Genomic DNA, 15,006 nt, shown 5'->3' with positions numbered 1-15,006 from the left:
ATCCCAGTCGATCAGAGGCGGCCCCCGGACAGGTCAGCCAGGGGGAAGAGCACGTACTTCATTCTCCCATGACGGCCGCTCCACGAACCCCGGGCGAATCATCCAGGCAGGTCAGAGGGGCTTTCGGAGGTTCATCCAAGTGTCAGCGCCACGGACAGGCCCGGCATCTGGTCCGCCGCCTCGGTGAACACCTCCCGGGCGGTCTCCCACTCCTCGGGGCACGCCCTCGCGTACTCCTCCCAGCCACGGACGACGAGCAGCAGGCCCCGCTGGACGGCCTGCTCGGGCCAGACGGTGTCGTCGGTGAGCGAGTCGGCGAGCGCGTCCCAGTTGCGGCCGAACCAGTACGGCAGGTCCAGGGCGCGCACGACCCGCTCCATGAACGCCGCCTTGTCGGCGACACCGTCCAGATCGAGCGTGACCAGGAACCGGTCAGCCAGGTCGTCGGTCATCTCAGCACCGCCCGGAACGTGTTGTAGTGATCGTCGGTGTAGTAGGTCTCCCCGCCCTGCCCGGTGACGATGCGCCGGGCTCCGCGGCCGTGCGCGCCGGGGGTCGGCACCGTGTACTCGTGGTAGTAACCGCGCGGGTGTGCCGGCAGCCGGTGCTCGAAGTTGCCGAAGACCGTGCCGTCCTGCGCGTAGGGGTAGGGGCCGCCCTTGTCGACGAGGGCGAGGGTGTGCCGGGCCTCGGCGGGGAGCCGGCTCTCCTTGACCGTGGCCATGTGCCCTGCCCCCGACGGGGCGGGCGCGCGGGTGCCGGTGTCCGTGGCCGAGCACCCGGTGAGCAGGACGGTCAGACAGACGAGGAGCCCCACGAGCAGGCGGGGGACGGACCGGGGCAGCATGATCCCGATGCTGCCACAGCCGCCCCGCCGGGAGGTCCTGTCAGGGCCCGTCCGGGTCCGCCCGATGCAGCGCAGGCGTCGGCGTCGGCCCCGCCGTCATGAGGTAGTCCGCCGCCGCCGTGTCCGTCACAAGGCTGGTGACGAGCCCGGAGCGCAGCACCGCGTCGATGGCGGCCGCCTTGCGCTGCCCGCCCGCGATCGCGACGACCTCGGGGATACGGCGGAGCTGGTCCGCCTTGACGGTGATGCACCGCTCCCCCAGGTCCCGTCCGACCCGGCGGCCCTCGGTGTCGAAGAGGTGCGCGGCCATCTCGGCGGCGACACCGAGGGAGGCGTAGTGGGCGCGCTCCTCCTCGGTGAGCATGTCGTGCACCGTGGAGATACCGGGCTCCCAGGAGCCGATGGAGACACAGGCGACCGTCACCTTGTCGAAGTACTCGAAGGCGCGGGCGATCCCCGTCTGGTTGCGCAGGGCCGCCGCGGTCGCCGCGTCCGGGAGCAGCATCGGCGCGTAGATGGGGTGGGCGTCGCCGCCCGAGACCTGGGCGGCACGGCGCACCGCCTCCACCGAGCCGCGCTCGGAGGTCCCCGCGTCGTACACGCCCGTCAGCTGCACCACCGTGCACGGCGGCAGCCGGTCGAGGGCCGCCGCCATGTGGATGGTGGAGCGGCCCCAGGCCAGGCCCAGCACATCCCCCTCGGTGACCAGCTCGCCGAGCAGGTCGGCGGCCACCTCGCCGAGGTTCTCGGGGTCGGGCGACTCCTCGGCCTCGGCCGGGGACTCGACCACGACGGCGTGCCTGAGGCCGTAGCGGGCGCGCAGCGCGTCGGAGCGCTCGGCGTCCAGCTCGGCCGGAACACGGATCTCGATGCGCACGAGATCCCGTTCGAGGGCGGTCTCCAGGACCCGGGCCACTTTGAAGCGGCTGACGCCGAACTCCTCCGCGATCTGGATCTTGGACTTGCCCTCGAGATAGAAGCGACGGGCCATGGCCGCCGCCTGCACCAGCTCAGCGGGTCCCATCCGCATGGCTGACCGGCCCGCCGACATACCCGACACGGCCATCTCCTCACTGCTGTTCACACTCTGCATTCGCCGTTCATCCTTGCAGATCCGGCGTGGTCGATCAGCCCGGACGGTCGGCGTTCAGGTTCCGTTGTCTCACTCGTCGCACGCCCACGAGGCCCGGGCCGTCGCCCGCTCCGCCTGGGTGCGCAATGCACGTACCGCGGCGGCCGGGTCGGCCGCCCCGTACACCGCCGAGCCGGCCACGAAGACGTCCGCTCCCGCCTCCGCGCACTGTTCGATGGTGGAGGCCGAGACACCGCCGTCGACCTGCAGCCACAGCTGAAGACCGTGCTTGCCGATCAGCTCACGGGTGCGGCGGATCTTGGGCAGCATGATGTCCAGGAAGGCCTGGCCGCCGAACCCGGGCTCGACCGTCATGATCAGCAGCATGTCCAGCTCGGGCAGCAGGTCCTCGTACGGCTCGATCGGCGTCGCGGGCTTGAGGGCCATGGAGGCCCGGGCGCCCTTGGCGCGGATCTCCCGAGCGAGCCGCACCGGGGCCGCGGCCGCCTCGACGTGGAAGGTGACGGAGGAGGCACCCGCTTCGACGTACTGGGGTGCCCACCGATCGGCGTCCTCGATCATCAGATGGCAGTCCAGCGGCGTGTCCGTCGACCGGGCCAGGGACTCCACGACCGGCACGCCGAGCGTGAGGTTGGGGACGAAGTGGTTGTCCATCACGTCGACGTGGAGCCAGTCGGCGCCCTCCACGGCCTTCGCCTGCTCGGCGAGGCGGGCGAAGTCGGCGGACAGGATGCTGGGGTTGATCTGCACGGCCATGCCCCAAGCCTGCCATGCCCTGCTCCGGTTGCTCGCGCCGGTACCCGGCCAGAACTCATCGCTCGGCGCCGCGTGACCGGACGGCGCGGCCACCGTCATGTTCGGCCGCACCCGCCGGGCACTCACCAGCATGGTCCCGCACCACATCACCGGGCCGGTCGGGGCAGGTCCTGCCGTTCCTCACCGTCACCCGCGGCCGGACCGTTGACTCCCGGCCCGGCGAGCGGCACGGGCCGTCCCGCGTTCAGCCGGTGCGGCGGATGAGGGCCAGGTACATCGCGTCCGTGCCGTGGAGATGCGGCCAGAGCTGGATGTCGGGGCCGTCGCCCAGGTCCGGCACGCCGGGCAGCAGCGGCCGGGCGTCGATGAGTTCGGCGTCGCGGTACTGCTTGAGGACGTCGTCGACCACCGCGCGGGTCTCGGCCAGGTGCGGCGAGCAGGTGGCGTAGCCGACGACGCCTCCGACCCGTACGGATTCAAGGGCCGTGCGCAGCAGGGAGCGCTGCAGCGGGGCGAACCCGTCGAGGTCCTCGGGCCGGCGGCGCCAGCGCGCCTCGGGGCGGCGGCGCAGCGCGCCGAGACCCGTGCAGGGCACGTCCATCAGGACCCGGTCGAAGGTGCCGGGCCGCCACGGCGGCCGGGTGCCGTCGGCGGCGAGCACCTGGTACGGGCCGGGATTCCCGGCCAGCGCCTTCGCCACCAGGCCGGCCCGGTGCGGCTGCTTCTCGGAGGCCAGCAGCACGGCTCCCCGCTCGGCGGCGAGGGCGGCGAGCAGGGCGGCCTTGCCACCGGGCCCGGCGCACCCGTCCAGCCACGCCCGGTCGGGCCCGTCGAGGGGCGCGCCCGCGAGGGCGAGCGCGACGAGCTGGCTGCCCTCGTCCTGGACGCCCGCACGGCCTTCGTGCACGGCCTTGACCGAGCCGGGCTCACCACCCTCGGTGAGCCGGACGGCGTACGGCGACCAGCGGCCCGGCAGCGCGGCGGGCTCGCCGAGGAGTTCTTCGGCGGTGGAGCGGCCGGGCCGGGCGACGAGGGTGACCTCGGGGCGCTCGTTGTCCGCCGCGAGGAGTTCCTCGATGCCGGCGCGTCCGCCGCCGAGGGAGTCCCACAGGGCGGAGACGACCCAGCGCGGGTGCGAGTGCACGACGGCGAGGTGGTCCTCGGGGTCCTCGTCGTACGGGGGTGCCACCCGCTCCAGCCAGGCGTCGAGGTCGTCCTGGGCGACCTTGCGCAGAACGGCGTTGACGAACTTGGCCCGCCCGTCGCCGAGCACCACGCGCGCCAGTTCGACGGTCGCGGACACGGCGGCGTGGGTGGGGATCCGCGTACCGAGCAGTTGGTGGACGCCGAGGCTCAGCACGTCGAGCACCGGCGGGTCGACGTCCCGCAGCGGCCGGTCGACGCAGGCGGAGAGTATGGCGTCGTACGTGCCCTGCCGGCGCAGTGTCCCGTACACCAGCTCGGTGGCGAGCGCCGCGTCCCGCCCGTCGATGTCGCCCTTCTCACGCGCCTTGCGCAGCAGCGGCGGCAGGACGAGGTTGGCGTACGCGTCCCGTTCGTCCACCGCCCGCAGGGCGTCGAAGGCGAGGATACGGACGGGGTCCTTCTGGGGCCGGCGGTAGGGCTTGCCGGGCTTGCGGGGACGGCGGGACTGCTCGGTCACGAAAAAGGTGCTCCGGTTGTGGGACGGCGTGCGCTTACAGCGTACGTCCGGGAAACATGGGGCCGACGCGGAGGTCGGCGGGGGCTGCCGCCAGGGGGTGTCCGACCATTCGCGTCACGTCCCCGGCGGATGGTGTCAGACACCCCCCAGGGGTTCCGCGGCGCCGATCCGCACCCCGCGCGCCCAGTCCGCGGCCTTCATCGGCTTCTTGCCCTGGGCCTGCACCCACACCAGTTCTACCGCATGCGAACCGGTGCCGACGTACACGTTGTTCTTGCCGACGGACAGCCGCCCGGGTGCCAGGTCCTTCACCTCGGGCCGGGGCGTGACCTGGATGAGCTTGAGCCGTTCGCCGCGGAAGGTGGTCCAGGCGCCGGGCGCGGGCGTGCAGGCGCGCACCACGCGGTCGACGCGCAGCGCGGGCGCGGACCAGTCGACCTGCGCGTCCTCGACGGTGATCTTCGGAGCGAGCGTGACGCCCTCGGCGGGCTGCGGCACGGCTTTGAGGGTGCCGTCCTCGATGCCGTCCATGGTGGCCTCGAGGAGTCCGGCACCGGCGAAGGCGAGCCGGGTGAGCAGGTCGCCGCTGGTGTCGGTGGGCCGGATCCGCTCGGTGACGGTGCCGTAGACGGGACCGGAGTCCAGGCCCTCCTCGATGAGGAAGGTGGAGGCGCCGGTGATCTCGTCGCCCGCCATCACGGAGTGCTGCACGGGGGCGGCGCCGCGCCAGGCGGGCAGCAGGGAGAAGTGCAGGTTGACCCAGCCGTGGGCGGGGATGTCGAGGGCGACACGGGGCAGGAGCGCGCCGTAGGCGACGACGGGGCAGCAGTCGGGCGCGATCTCCCTGAGGCGTGCGAGGAAGTCCTCGTCCCGGGGCCGGTTCGGCTTGAGGACCTCGATGCCGGACTCCGCCGCCCGCTCGGCGACGGGGCTGGCGACGAGCCTGCGCCCGCGCCCGGCCGGTGCGTCGGGCCGGGTGACGACGGCGGCCACCTCGTGCCGGTCCGACGCGATCAGAGCGTCCAGCGCGGGAACGGCGACCTCGGGGGTACCTGCGAAGACCAGCTTCATGGGTGGGTGACGGCCTCTCGGGCGGCAGTTCTGACGGACCCACAGCTCCCGGCCGGACCGGGCCTGCGGGCGGCGGCACCAGTCTAGGACGTGGCGGGGCGCGCCCGGCCCCAGGCAGGGGCTCGCAGCGCACGCCATCCGCCGGGGGCGTACGCATATGCTCTTACGCCCCCGCAGCGTGACCACAGGACCGAATGCGCGTTGGTCAAGAAAGAGTTGACCACAAGCGGGCCGCTGCAGCGGCCCGATCCTTTTCAACGCCGGTTCGAGAGGCTTGTTCATGGCCGACCACGCAACCCACGACGCCCAGGCCCGGGCCAGCCTGCACTTGCTGGTGCGGGACATCGAGCGGGTCCGCCGGCAGGTGGACGCGCTGCGCACCCTCACCGCCCAGTTGGGCAACGTCTACCGCCCGCGGCGCTCCGGCCCGTCCACGGGCTTCGTCGTCTACGGACGCGCTCCCGCCCCGACCGTCCGTCTCGCCCAGGAGCTGCGGGACAGTGTCGAGACCCTGGTCACCGCGGCCGTGGACTTCGACCGCTCGCTCGGCTTCTCGTGGGACGCCGTGGGCTCGGCGCTCGGAGTCACCAAGCAGGCGGTCCACCGCCGTTACGGCGCCCGCCGTGCCGCCACCCAGGCGGCCGCCGAGGCCGATCGCGCGACGGAACCGTCCGGTACCCGCACGATCAACGTCGGCTCGGGTATCCCCACGGTGCCCGCGGCCCGCTCGATGCCGACCCAGCCGACGGCGGGCAGCCCCACCCTCCGCGACGAGGCGCGGCCCACTGCCTTCCCCGGACCGCGCAACGGCTGAGGCCCCCCCTTCTGCTCTGCCTCCCGGCCGCACCGGGAGGCAGTCCCGCCCGAGCCGCACGACCGGTCGGCTCCGTCCTCCGGTGCCCCTGCCCGATGGCGGCCGTCACCCGATGTCCGGCGGATCGATCCGGATCCGTACCGCGTCGCCGCCGGCCCGTGCCGTCCGGGTGGCCAGCGCGGTCTTCAGGGCGGTCGCCAGTGCGGCCCCGCTCCCGGGCGGTACGCGGACCAGTGCCTGCTCCCAACGCTCCCCCGGGGGCGGCCCCCCCACCCTGCGGGGCCGCCCGGCTTCGGTGACCGGCAGCGGGACGGGCCCCAGCACCTCGGCGCCGGGCGGGAGATGGGCTGCTGCGAGGAAGTCCGCGACGGCCTCGGCCGGTCCCGACACCGCCGCCATTCGCGACACCGGTGGAAACCCCAGCTCCGCCCGCTCGGCCAGTTCGCGCACCGCGTGCCCGACGGGATCCCACCGGACGAGCGCCTGCACGGGCCGCAGCGTCGGCTCGGCGACGATCACGACCGTGCCGCCAACGGACTGCGGCTTCACCAGCGCGCTCGCGCCGATCCACCGCCGCAGAGCGTCCTCGCCCGCGCGCAGATCGGGCCGCCCCAGCATGGCCCATCCGTCCAGCAGCAGCGCCGCCGCGTACCCGCCCTCGGCGACGGGCTCGGCCCCCGGGGTGCTGACAACCAGGGCCGGTGTCCCCGGCACCGTGTCCAGCACCTGCTCGCGCCCCGAGGTTCGCACCGGAACGGCCGGGAAGGCCCGTCCCAGCTCCTCGGCGGTCCGCCGCGCCCCCACGATCTGGGCCCGCAGCCGGAACCCCCCGCACTCCGGACAGTGCCAGGCGCTCTCCTCCCGCCCGCACCAGCCGCACCTCAGCTCCCCTGCCTCCTGCCCCGCCAGCGGCCCGGCGCAGTGCCGGCAGCGCGCGGGCGCCCGGCACTGCACGCAGGCCATCCGGGGCACATAGCCGCGCCGGGGTACCTGTACCAGAACCGGTCCGTGCCGCAGTCCCTCCCGTGCGACCTCCCAGGCGAGCGTGGGCAGCCGTGCGGCCCGCGCCGCCTCGTCGCGTGCGAGGTCCCCGTCGCCCACCGTCCGTACGAGCGGTGCGGTGGCGCGCACCTGCTCGCGGTCGGCGACCAGCGGTGCGGCCCATCCGCTCTCCACGAGCTGGGCGGCCTCGACGGTGCAGGTCCAGCTCCCCAGCAGGAAGCCGCACTTCTCGCGGGTGGCGCGCAGCTCCAGCACCTCGCGAACGTGGGGGAAGGGGGCGTGGTCGTCGCTGTGACTGGCGTCCCCGTCGTCCCACACGACGACGAGCCCCAGGTTCCATACGGGTGCGAACATGGCGGCCCGCGTCCCGACGACGGCCCGCACGGCCCCGCGGCGCACGGCGAGCCACTCCCGGTACCGCCGCTCCTGTCCGGCGTCGGCGGTCAGCACCGCATGCTGCCCCTCACCCATCAGCTCACGCAGCGCGGTGTCGACCCGCGCCACTGCCCGCCCGGCGGGCACGACGACCAGGGCGCCCCGCCCGGAGGCGAGCGTGGCCTGCACGGCCCGGGCGATCTCCTGCGCCCACTGGGGCCCGGGCAGGGCGGTCCACACGGCCCGGGGCACGCCGCCGGAGGCCAGCGACCGCAGGAAGTCCGCGCCCCGCCCGTACCGCCGCCACGATCCGGGCTCCGGCGCGGCCGGAGGCGCCGGCGGCGTGCCCCACTCAGCGGCCTCCGCGCGCGCGTGCCGTGGCGGGACCGCGAGCTGGAGCACGTCCGCGAGGCTGCCGGCATAACGGTCGGCGACGGCGCGGGCGAGGCCCAGCAGTTCGGGCGAGAGAACGGGCTCGGGTGACACGACCTGCGCGAGCGCCGCGAGGGGCCCCGCGTAGTCGGACTCGGCCACCCGCTCGACCAGAAACCCGTCGATGAGCCCGCCGCCCTCGCGCCGTCCCTCCCGCACCGTGCGCCGGCCGGCCCCGAACCGTACCCGGACCCTGACCCCGGGCCGGGCGACGGCGTCGAGCTCCTCCGGTACGGCGTAGTCGAAGTAGCGGTCCAGATGCAGCACGCCCTTGTCGACCACCACCCGCGCGACGGGCAGTTCCCTCGCCAGCGAGGCCCCCCGCCAGGTCCGCGGCTTGGCCCGGGGCGCCTTGGCCTTGCGCACGGCGTCCCGCAGCAGGGCAAGCTGCTCGGGCGGCGATGCGTCTGACCCGCCCGCCCGCTGCTGCCCGTTCTCGCTGCTCACGCTTGCATTCTTACCAAACGCCACTGACACCGACGTACCGCCGAGACGACGCCGCCCAGGGTCTGTCTTCGGTCAGGTCGGCTGCGAAACAGGCCTCAAGGCCCACATCTCCGCTCTGACGCGCCCTTTTCCACGCGCCGAGGCCCGCCACCCCGAAGGGTGCCGGGCCTCGTGACAACCGTGCTGGAAGGCTTACAGACCCGCCGCCTTGCGCAGGGCCTCCACCCGGTCCGTGCGCTCCCAGGTGAAGTCGGGCAGCTCGCGGCCGAAGTGTCCGTACGCCGCGGTCTGGGAGTAGATGGGGCGGAGCAGGTCGAGGTCGCGGATGATCGCGGCCGGGCGGAGGTCGAAGACCTCGGTGATCGCACTCTCGATCTTCTCGGCGTCGACCTTGGCCGTGCCGAAGGTCTCCACGAACAGACCCACCGGCTCGGCCTTGCCGATCGCGTACGCCACCTGGACCTCGCAACGGGAGGCCAGGCCCGCGGCGACCACGTTCTTGGCGACCCAGCGCATCGCGTACGCGGCCGAGCGGTCCACCTTGGACGGGTCCTTGCCGGAGAACGCGCCGCCGCCGTGGCGGGCCATGCCGCCATACGTGTCGATGATGATCTTCCGCCCGGTCAGGCCCGCGTCACCCATCGGGCCGCCGATCTCGAAGCGGCCGGTGGGGTTGACCAGCAGGCGGTAGCCGTCGGTCTCGAGCTTGATGCCTTCGTCCAGCAGCGCCTTCAGCTCCGGCTCCACCACGAATTCGCGGATGTCGGGAGCCAGCAGCGAGTCCAGGTCGATGTCGCTCGCGTGCTGCGAGGAGACGACCACCGTGTCCAGACGGACCGCCTTGTCACCGTCGTACTCGATGGTGACCTGCGTCTTGCCGTCCGGGCGCAGGTAGGGGATCGTGCCGTTCTTGCGGACGTCGGACAGGCGCTTGGACAGGCGGTGCGCCAGGAAGATCGGCAGCGGCATCAGCGTCGGCGTCTCGTCCGACGCGTAGCCGAACATCAGGCCCTGGTCACCGGCGCCCTGTCGGTCCAGCTCGTCGTCGTCGCCCTCGACCCGGGTCTCGTACGCCGTGTCCACACCCTGCGCGATGTCCGGGGACTGCGCACCGATCGACACCGACACACCACAGGACGCGCCGTCGAAGCCCTTCTTCGACGAGTCGTAGCCGATCTCGAGGATCTTGTTGCGAACCAGCGTCGCGATGTCCGCGTACGCCTTGGTCGTGACCTCACCGGCCACGTGCACCAAGCCGGTCGTGATCAGCGTCTCCACGGCGACCCGGGACGTCGGGTCCTCACGCAGAAGCGCGTCGAGAATGGTGTCGCTGATCTGGTCAGCGATCTTGTCGGGGTGACCCTCGGTCACGGACTCCGAGGTGAACAGGCGACGGGACACAACGCTCCCTGGGGTTGCAGCGGCTGCTGGCTGATCATGGGCGGACGGGACGGGGGCTGCGCCCGGCGTCGTCCGAGAAACAGTTTATCGGTCGCGCTCTGCCACCGGCCCAGGTGTCTCGCTTCTCGGGAGCCCTGTGACCTGCGGCACGGGCATTCTGCCGAATGCCCAGCGCTGTTTCCAGGGTCGCCACGCGGCAATGTCCGGGGCTTGAACGGGCCGTGAAGTGCAGGACATGTTCAGGTGAGGCGGTGAGAGACGAGGTCCCACACCGTCTCGGCGAGCGCTTCCTTGGGCCCGTGCGGCACCGGGGTCTCGCTGCCGTCGGCGCCCAGCACGACCGCCTCGTTCTCCTCGGAGCCGAAGGTCTTGCGCTCCCCCACCTCGTTCACCACGAGCAGGTCGCAGCCCTTGCGCGCCAGCTTCGCCCGGCCGTTCGCCAGCACGTCGTCGGTCTCCGCGGCGAAGCCGACGACGATCTGGTCCGGGCGGGCGCGGTCGGCCGAGATCTCCGCCAGGATGTCGGGATTCCTGACCAGGGTGATGGGCTCCGGGTCCTGTCCGTCCTTCTTCTTGATCTTCCCCGGTGCGTAGGTCGCCGGGCGGAAGTCAGCCACCGCCGCCGCCATCACGACGGCGTCGGCGTCCGCGGCCGCCTTGAGGACCGCCTCGCGCAGCTGTACCGCGGTCTCCACCGGTATGACGTCGACTCCGGCCGGGTCGGGCAGACCCGTGTTCGCGGCGATCAGGGTGACGCGGGCGCCCCGGGCCGCGGCCGTGCGCGCGAGGGCGTAGCCCTGCTTGCCGGAGGAGCGGTTGCCCAGGAAGCGGACGGGGTCGAGGGGCTCACGGGTGCCGCCGGCGCTGACGACGACGTGCCGCCCCGCGAGGTCGGGCTCGCCGACGCCTCGGGCGAGCACCCGGCGGCAGATCTCGAAGATCTCGGCCGGTTCGGGCAGTCGGCCCTTGCCGGTGTCGACGCCGGTGAGCCGGCCGACCGCCGGTTCGATGACGACGGCGCCGCGGCGGCGCAGCGTCGCCACGTTCTCCTGTGTGGCCGGGTGCTCCCACATCTCCGTGTGCATGGCCGGGGCGAAGACGACCGGGCAGCGGGCGGTCAGGAGGGTGTTGGTGAGGAGGTCGTCGGCGAGGCCGTGGGCGGCCTTGGCGAGCATGTCGGCGGTGGCCGGCGCGACCACCACCAGGTCGGCGCTCTGGCCGATGCGGACGTGCGGGACCTCGTGGACGTCGTCCCAGACCTCCGTGGAGACCGGGTTGCCGGAGAGGGCGGACCAGGTGGCGGCGCCGACGAAGTGCAGCGCGGAGGCGGTCGGCACGACGCGGACGTCATGCCCGGACTCGGTCAGTCTGCGCAGCAGCTCGCACGCCTTGTACGCGGCAATGCCGCCACTGACCCCCAGAACGACCTTCGGCTTGCCCACCGGGCCTCCCCGCACTCGACACCTGTACGCCGCGGCTCATCGGCGTACGCGTCTATGAGACACCACAGGCCCGACAGTCGCGCTGCCGGGCCTGTGGAAAAGCCTACTGCGATCAGTAGATACTACTTTTTGTCACCGCAGGGTCACTGGGCCGGGCCCTCGACGGACTCGGAGGTCAGCAGACCCGCGTTGATCTCGCGCAGAGCGATCGAGAGCGGCTTCTCGTGGACGTGGGTGTCCACGAGCGGACCGACGTACTCGAGGAGGCCCTCACCGAGCTGCGAGTAGTACGCGTTGATCTGGCGGGCCCGCTTGGCCGCGTAGATCACGAGGCTGTACTTCGAGTCGGTGGCCTCGAGGAGCTCGTCGATCGGCGGGTTGATGATGCCCTCGGGCGCGGTGATGGAAGAGGACACGCTCTACCTTCCGAAAGATGGGAAAGATCAGACCTGATCACACAACCCTGATCACACAACGTTCATCAAGGCTAGCAGCTCGCGCGCCACGTCCTTGACCGAGGTGTTGACCAGGGTCTCGTCGAACTCGGGCTCGGCCGCCAGCTCCGTCCTCGCCGCCTCCAAGCGGCGCTCGATGACCTCGGGCGGCTCGGTGCCCCGCCCGGTGAGTCTGCGCACGAGCTCCTCCCAGGAGGGAGGAGCCAGGAACACGAGCTGTGCCTCGGACATGGATTCACGGACCTGCCGGGCGCCCTGAAGGTCGATCTCCAGCAGGACCGGCACCCCGGCCTCCAGGTGCTCGATCACGGCGGCCCGCGGCGTCCCGTAACGGTTGCCGGCGAACTCGGCCCACTCCAGCAGCTCACCGTTGGCGATCAGCTTGTCCATCTCGTCGTCCGTGACGAAGAAGTAGTGGACTCCGTGCCGTTCACCGGGGCGGGGCGCGCGGGTCGTCGCCGACACCGAGAGCCAGACCTCGGGGTGTTCCTTGCGCATATGGGCGACGACCGTGCTCTTGCCGACCCCCGAGGGGCCGGAGAGCACGGTCAGCCGCGGACGTTCACTCATGCAGCGATTATTCCAGCAATCCCGGAGTGCCCCGGACTCAGCTGGCGGCGCCGCCGAACTCGCGCTCGAGAGAGGCGATCTGGTTGGAACCGAGGCCCCGCACGCGGCGGCTCTCGGAGATACCGAGTCGCTCCATGATCTGCTTGGCGCGGACCTTGCCCACGCCCGGCAGGGACTCGAGGAGGGCGGAGACCTTCATCTTGCCGATGACGTCGTTCTCCTGGCCCTGCTTGATGACCTCGTGAAGGGAGGCGCCGGAGTGCTTGAGTCGATTCTTGACCTCGGCCCGCTCCCGGCGAGCCGCGGCGGCCTTTTCGAGCGCGGCTGCGCGCTGTTCGGGGGTAAGGGGCGGAAGAGCCACGCCTACGTCACCTCGGATGTCGAACTGTCGGATACGGACCGGTGAGGAACCTAGTCGCCCCACACCTGGGGAGCCACGAGCAACACGCTTGCCCGCCCTCCCCCATCTGTCTTGAGGGCGTGGGAGGTGCCCTCACTCGTCGGAGACTAGCGGGCAAGTCCGCCAGAGTCAGCGAGAACAGCGGAAAAGTCCTGGTCAGCCTCTGTTGAGACGGACCTTTCGGACATACTGCCCCGGATTTGAGGATGTATCCAGACCTCGAGCCGTCCTGGAAGGACTCTTCCGCGCGCTCACGCGTCCCCGCGAGGCGCTACTGTGCGTCCAGGGCGCCCCGGATCTCGTCGGCGAAGCGTTGCGCGGCGTCACGCAGCGCGACGACGTCGGGACCGTGACGAAGAACACCCCGGCTGACGTTCGGGACGACATTGCGCACCGCCGCGCCGAACACCTCCGGAAGATCGGCGGGAGTGGCTCCCTGGGCACCGATGCCGGGGGCGAGGAGCGGCCCGTTGATGTCCAGGTCGTACGACGACAGGTCGCCGAGCGTGGCGCCGACGACCGCGCCGAAGGAGCCGAGAGGCTCCTCCCCCGCGTTCTCGGCCGCGAGGTAGGCGAGCATCGTCGCTCCGACGTTCCGTCCGTCGGACCGCAGGGCGTGCTGCACCTCGCCGCCCTCCGGGTTGGAGGTCAGGGCGAGCACGAAGAGCCCGGCTCCGCTCTCCCGCGCCAGCTCCACGGCCGGCTTCAGGGAGCCGTAGCCGAGGTACGGCGAGACCGTGAGCGCGTCGGAGAACAGCGGGGCGTCCTTGTGCAGGAAGGACTCGGCGTACGCGGCCATGGTCGAGCCGATGTCGCCACGCTTGGCGTCCATGACGACCAGCGCCCCGGCCGCCCGCGCCTCGGCGACCGCCTTCTCCAGAACGGCGACGCCGCGCGACCCGAACCGCTCGAAGAACGCGCTCTGCGGCTTGAGCACGGCCACCCGGTCGGCCACGGCCTCCACGACCGTGCGGCTGAACCGCTCCAGCCCGGCGACATCGTCGTTCAGGCCCCACTCGGTGAGCAGCGAGGCGTGCGGGTCGATCCCGACGCACAACGGGCCGCGCTCGTCCATGGCGCGGCGCAGACGCGTGCCGAAGGGCTCCAGAGGACTCATGCGGCCTTCCTTACGTCGGCGCCGACCGCGTCGGCGAGGGTGGCGTACGGGCTCGTACGGAGGCGGGCGAGGAGCCCCTTGTGGATGGCGCGGCTCCAGAAGGGCCCCTCGTAGATGAAGGCGCTGTAGCCCTGCACCAGCGTGGCACCGGCCAGGATGCGCTGCCAGGCGTCCTCGGCGTTCTCGATGCCGCCGACGCCCACCAGGGTGATGCGGTCGCCCACGCGCGCGTAGAGGCGCCGCAGCACCTCCAAGGAGCGCGTTTTCAGCGGCGCGCCCGACAGCCCCCCGGTCTCCTTCACAAGTGCGGACTCCGACCGCAGGCCGAGGCCCTCGCGCGCGATGGTGGTGTTCGTGGCGATGATCCCGTCCAGGCCCAGCTCCACCGCCAGGTCGGCGACGGCGTCGATGTCCTCGTCGGCGAGATCCGGGGCGATCTTCACGAGGAGCGGTACGCGCCGCGCGCGGACCGTACGGTCCGCGGCCTCGCGGACGGCGGTCAGCAGCGGGCGCAGCGCCTCGGTGGCCTGCAGGTTGCGCAGGCCGGGCGTGTTCGGGGAGGAGACGTTGACGACCAGGTAGTCGGCGTAGGGCGCGAGCCGCTCGGTCGACTTCACGTAGTCCTGGGCGGCCTCGGCCTCCGGGACGACCTTGGTCTTGCCGATGTTGACGCCCACCACCGTCTTGAACGCCGGTGTACGGGTCGCCAGGCGCGCGGCGACGGCCAGCGACCCCTCGTTGTTGAAGCCCATGCGGTTGATCAGGGCGCGGTCTGGGACGAGGCGGAAGAGCCGCTTCTTGGGGTTGCCCGGCTGCGCCTCCCCGGTCACCGTGCCGATCTCGACGTGGCCGAAGCCCAGCATCGACATCCCGTCGATCGCGACGGCGTTCTTGTCGAAGCCGGCGGCCAGCCCGAAGGGGCCGTGCATGCGCAGCCCGAAGGCCTCCGTGCGCAGCTCCTTGTAGCGGGGCGCGAGGGCGGCCGCCAGGAAGGTGCGCAGCACGGGGATGCGGGCGGCGAGGCGGATCCAGCGGAAGGCCAGGTAGTGGGCCTGCTCAGGGTCCATCCGCTGGAAGACCAGGCGGAAGAAGAGCTTGTACATGTCTTGGGAGTCCTCAGG

General features: G+C 72.2%; 15 protein-coding genes. 1 reads left to right on the top strand and 14 read right to left on the bottom strand.

Annotated elements, in window-relative coordinates; genetic code table 11:
- Positions 1-131: 131 nt before the first annotated feature.
- From ACZ7L1_RS23600 to fmt, 6 genes are all read right to left on the bottom strand, one after another.
- Positions 132-452: a barstar family protein gene (locus tag ACZ7L1_RS23600; protein WP_471439858.1), complete on the bottom strand. Its 321-nt coding sequence runs from the start codon at positions 450-452 to the stop codon at positions 132-134.
- On the bottom strand, positions 449-847 hold the full coding sequence (locus ACZ7L1_RS23595; protein ID WP_471439856.1) for a guanyl-specific ribonuclease: 399 nt from the start codon (positions 845-847) through the stop codon (positions 449-451). The genes ACZ7L1_RS23600 and ACZ7L1_RS23595 overlap by 4 nt, the downstream gene beginning before the upstream one ends.
- A 40-nt stretch (positions 848-887) precedes the next feature.
- Positions 888-1,931 (bottom strand): sugar-binding transcriptional regulator, encoded by a 1,044-nt coding sequence (locus ACZ7L1_RS23590; RefSeq protein ID WP_471439991.1) that lies wholly within the window; start codon positions 1,929-1,931, stop codon positions 888-890.
- Between the two features lie 78 nt (positions 1,932-2,009).
- Entirely contained in the window at positions 2,010-2,696 is a 687-nt protein-coding gene (gene rpe / locus ACZ7L1_RS23585; protein ID WP_471439855.1) for a ribulose-phosphate 3-epimerase, read from the bottom strand.
- Positions 2,697-2,940: 244 nt separating this feature from the next.
- Entirely contained in the window at positions 2,941-4,359 is a 1,419-nt protein-coding gene (locus tag ACZ7L1_RS23580; protein WP_471439853.1) for an RsmB/NOP family class I SAM-dependent RNA methyltransferase, read from the bottom strand.
- A 135-nt stretch (positions 4,360-4,494) separates the two neighbouring features.
- Positions 4,495-5,430, bottom strand: a complete 936-nt coding sequence (gene fmt, locus ACZ7L1_RS23575) for a methionyl-tRNA formyltransferase (protein ID WP_471439852.1) — start codon at positions 5,428-5,430, stop codon at positions 4,495-4,497.
- 280 nt (positions 5,431-5,710) lie between these two features.
- Between fmt and ACZ7L1_RS23570 the strand changes: the two genes are divergently transcribed.
- On the top strand, positions 5,711-6,244 hold the full coding sequence (locus tag ACZ7L1_RS23570) for a hypothetical protein (protein ID WP_471439851.1): 534 nt from the start codon (positions 5,711-5,713) through the stop codon (positions 6,242-6,244).
- A 105-nt stretch (positions 6,245-6,349) separates the two neighbouring features.
- Here the strand turns inward: ACZ7L1_RS23570 and ACZ7L1_RS23565 are convergent, their stop codons facing one another.
- The 8 genes from ACZ7L1_RS23565 to ACZ7L1_RS23530 form a co-directional block, all read right to left on the bottom strand.
- Positions 6,350-8,500, bottom strand: coding sequence for a primosomal protein N' (locus tag ACZ7L1_RS23565; RefSeq protein ID WP_471439849.1), 2,151 nt, complete (start codon positions 8,498-8,500; stop codon positions 6,350-6,352).
- Between the two features lie 192 nt (positions 8,501-8,692).
- Positions 8,693-9,901, bottom strand: coding sequence for a methionine adenosyltransferase (gene metK / locus ACZ7L1_RS23560; protein WP_471439848.1), 1,209 nt, complete (start codon positions 9,899-9,901; stop codon positions 8,693-8,695).
- A 239-nt stretch (positions 9,902-10,140) separates the two neighbouring features.
- Positions 10,141-11,343, bottom strand: coding sequence for a bifunctional phosphopantothenoylcysteine decarboxylase/phosphopantothenate--cysteine ligase CoaBC (gene coaBC / locus ACZ7L1_RS23555; protein ID WP_471439847.1), 1,203 nt, complete (start codon positions 11,341-11,343; stop codon positions 10,141-10,143).
- Positions 11,344-11,486: 143 nt separating this feature from the next.
- Complete coding sequence (gene rpoZ / locus ACZ7L1_RS23550) at positions 11,487-11,759, bottom strand: DNA-directed RNA polymerase subunit omega (protein WP_200421180.1); 273 nt, start codon at positions 11,757-11,759, stop codon at positions 11,487-11,489.
- 51 nt (positions 11,760-11,810) lie between these two features.
- Positions 11,811-12,368, bottom strand: coding sequence for a guanylate kinase (gmk, locus tag ACZ7L1_RS23545; RefSeq protein ID WP_471439846.1), 558 nt, complete (start codon positions 12,366-12,368; stop codon positions 11,811-11,813).
- 37 nt (positions 12,369-12,405) lie between these two features.
- A complete protein-coding gene (locus ACZ7L1_RS23540) occupies positions 12,406-12,729 on the bottom strand; it encodes an integration host factor (protein WP_055492888.1) in 324 nt (107 codons plus the stop codon).
- Positions 12,730-13,039: 310 nt separating this feature from the next.
- Positions 13,040-13,885, bottom strand: a complete 846-nt coding sequence (gene pyrF, locus ACZ7L1_RS23535) for an orotidine-5'-phosphate decarboxylase (protein WP_471439844.1) — start codon at positions 13,883-13,885, stop codon at positions 13,040-13,042.
- Positions 13,882-14,988 carry a quinone-dependent dihydroorotate dehydrogenase gene (locus ACZ7L1_RS23530; protein ID WP_471439989.1) on the bottom strand — a complete coding sequence of 369 codons (1,107 nt, stop codon included), beginning with the start codon at positions 14,986-14,988 and terminating at the stop codon, positions 13,882-13,884. Before ACZ7L1_RS23530 ends, pyrF begins: the two co-directional genes overlap by 4 nt.
- Positions 14,989-15,006: the final 18 nt, after the last annotated feature.

The organism is Streptomyces sp. NPDC107546 (assembly GCF_055639175.1).
Note: the sequence above shows the minus strand (reverse complement) of the source record. Positions and strands in the feature narration are given on the sequence as shown.

What these genes read in the sequence shown, in the direction of transcription:
- fmt (WP_471439852.1), bottom strand. Translation starts at nt 5,430, where the DNA reads ATGAAGCTGGTCTTCGCAGGTACCCCCGAGGTCGCCGTTCCCGCGCTG.
- rpe (WP_471439855.1), bottom strand. Translation starts at nt 2,696, where the DNA reads ATGGCCGTGCAGATCAACCCCAGCATCCTGTCCGCCGACTTCGCCCGC.
- ACZ7L1_RS23530 (WP_471439989.1), bottom strand. Translation starts at nt 14,988, where the DNA reads ATGTACAAGCTCTTCTTCCGCCTGGTCTTCCAGCGGATGGACCCTGAG.
- ACZ7L1_RS23570 (WP_471439851.1), top strand. Translation starts at nt 5,711, where the DNA reads ATGGCCGACCACGCAACCCACGACGCCCAGGCCCGGGCCAGCCTGCAC.
- gmk (WP_471439846.1), bottom strand. Translation starts at nt 12,368, where the DNA reads ATGAGTGAACGTCCGCGGCTGACCGTGCTCTCCGGCCCCTCGGGGGTC.
- pyrF (WP_471439844.1), bottom strand. Translation starts at nt 13,885, where the DNA reads ATGAGTCCTCTGGAGCCCTTCGGCACGCGTCTGCGCCGCGCCATGGAC.
- ACZ7L1_RS23600 (WP_471439858.1), bottom strand. Translation starts at nt 452, where the DNA reads ATGACCGACGACCTGGCTGACCGGTTCCTGGTCACGCTCGATCTGGAC.
- ACZ7L1_RS23595 (WP_471439856.1), bottom strand. Translation starts at nt 847, where the DNA reads ATGCTGCCCCGGTCCGTCCCCCGCCTGCTCGTGGGGCTCCTCGTCTGT.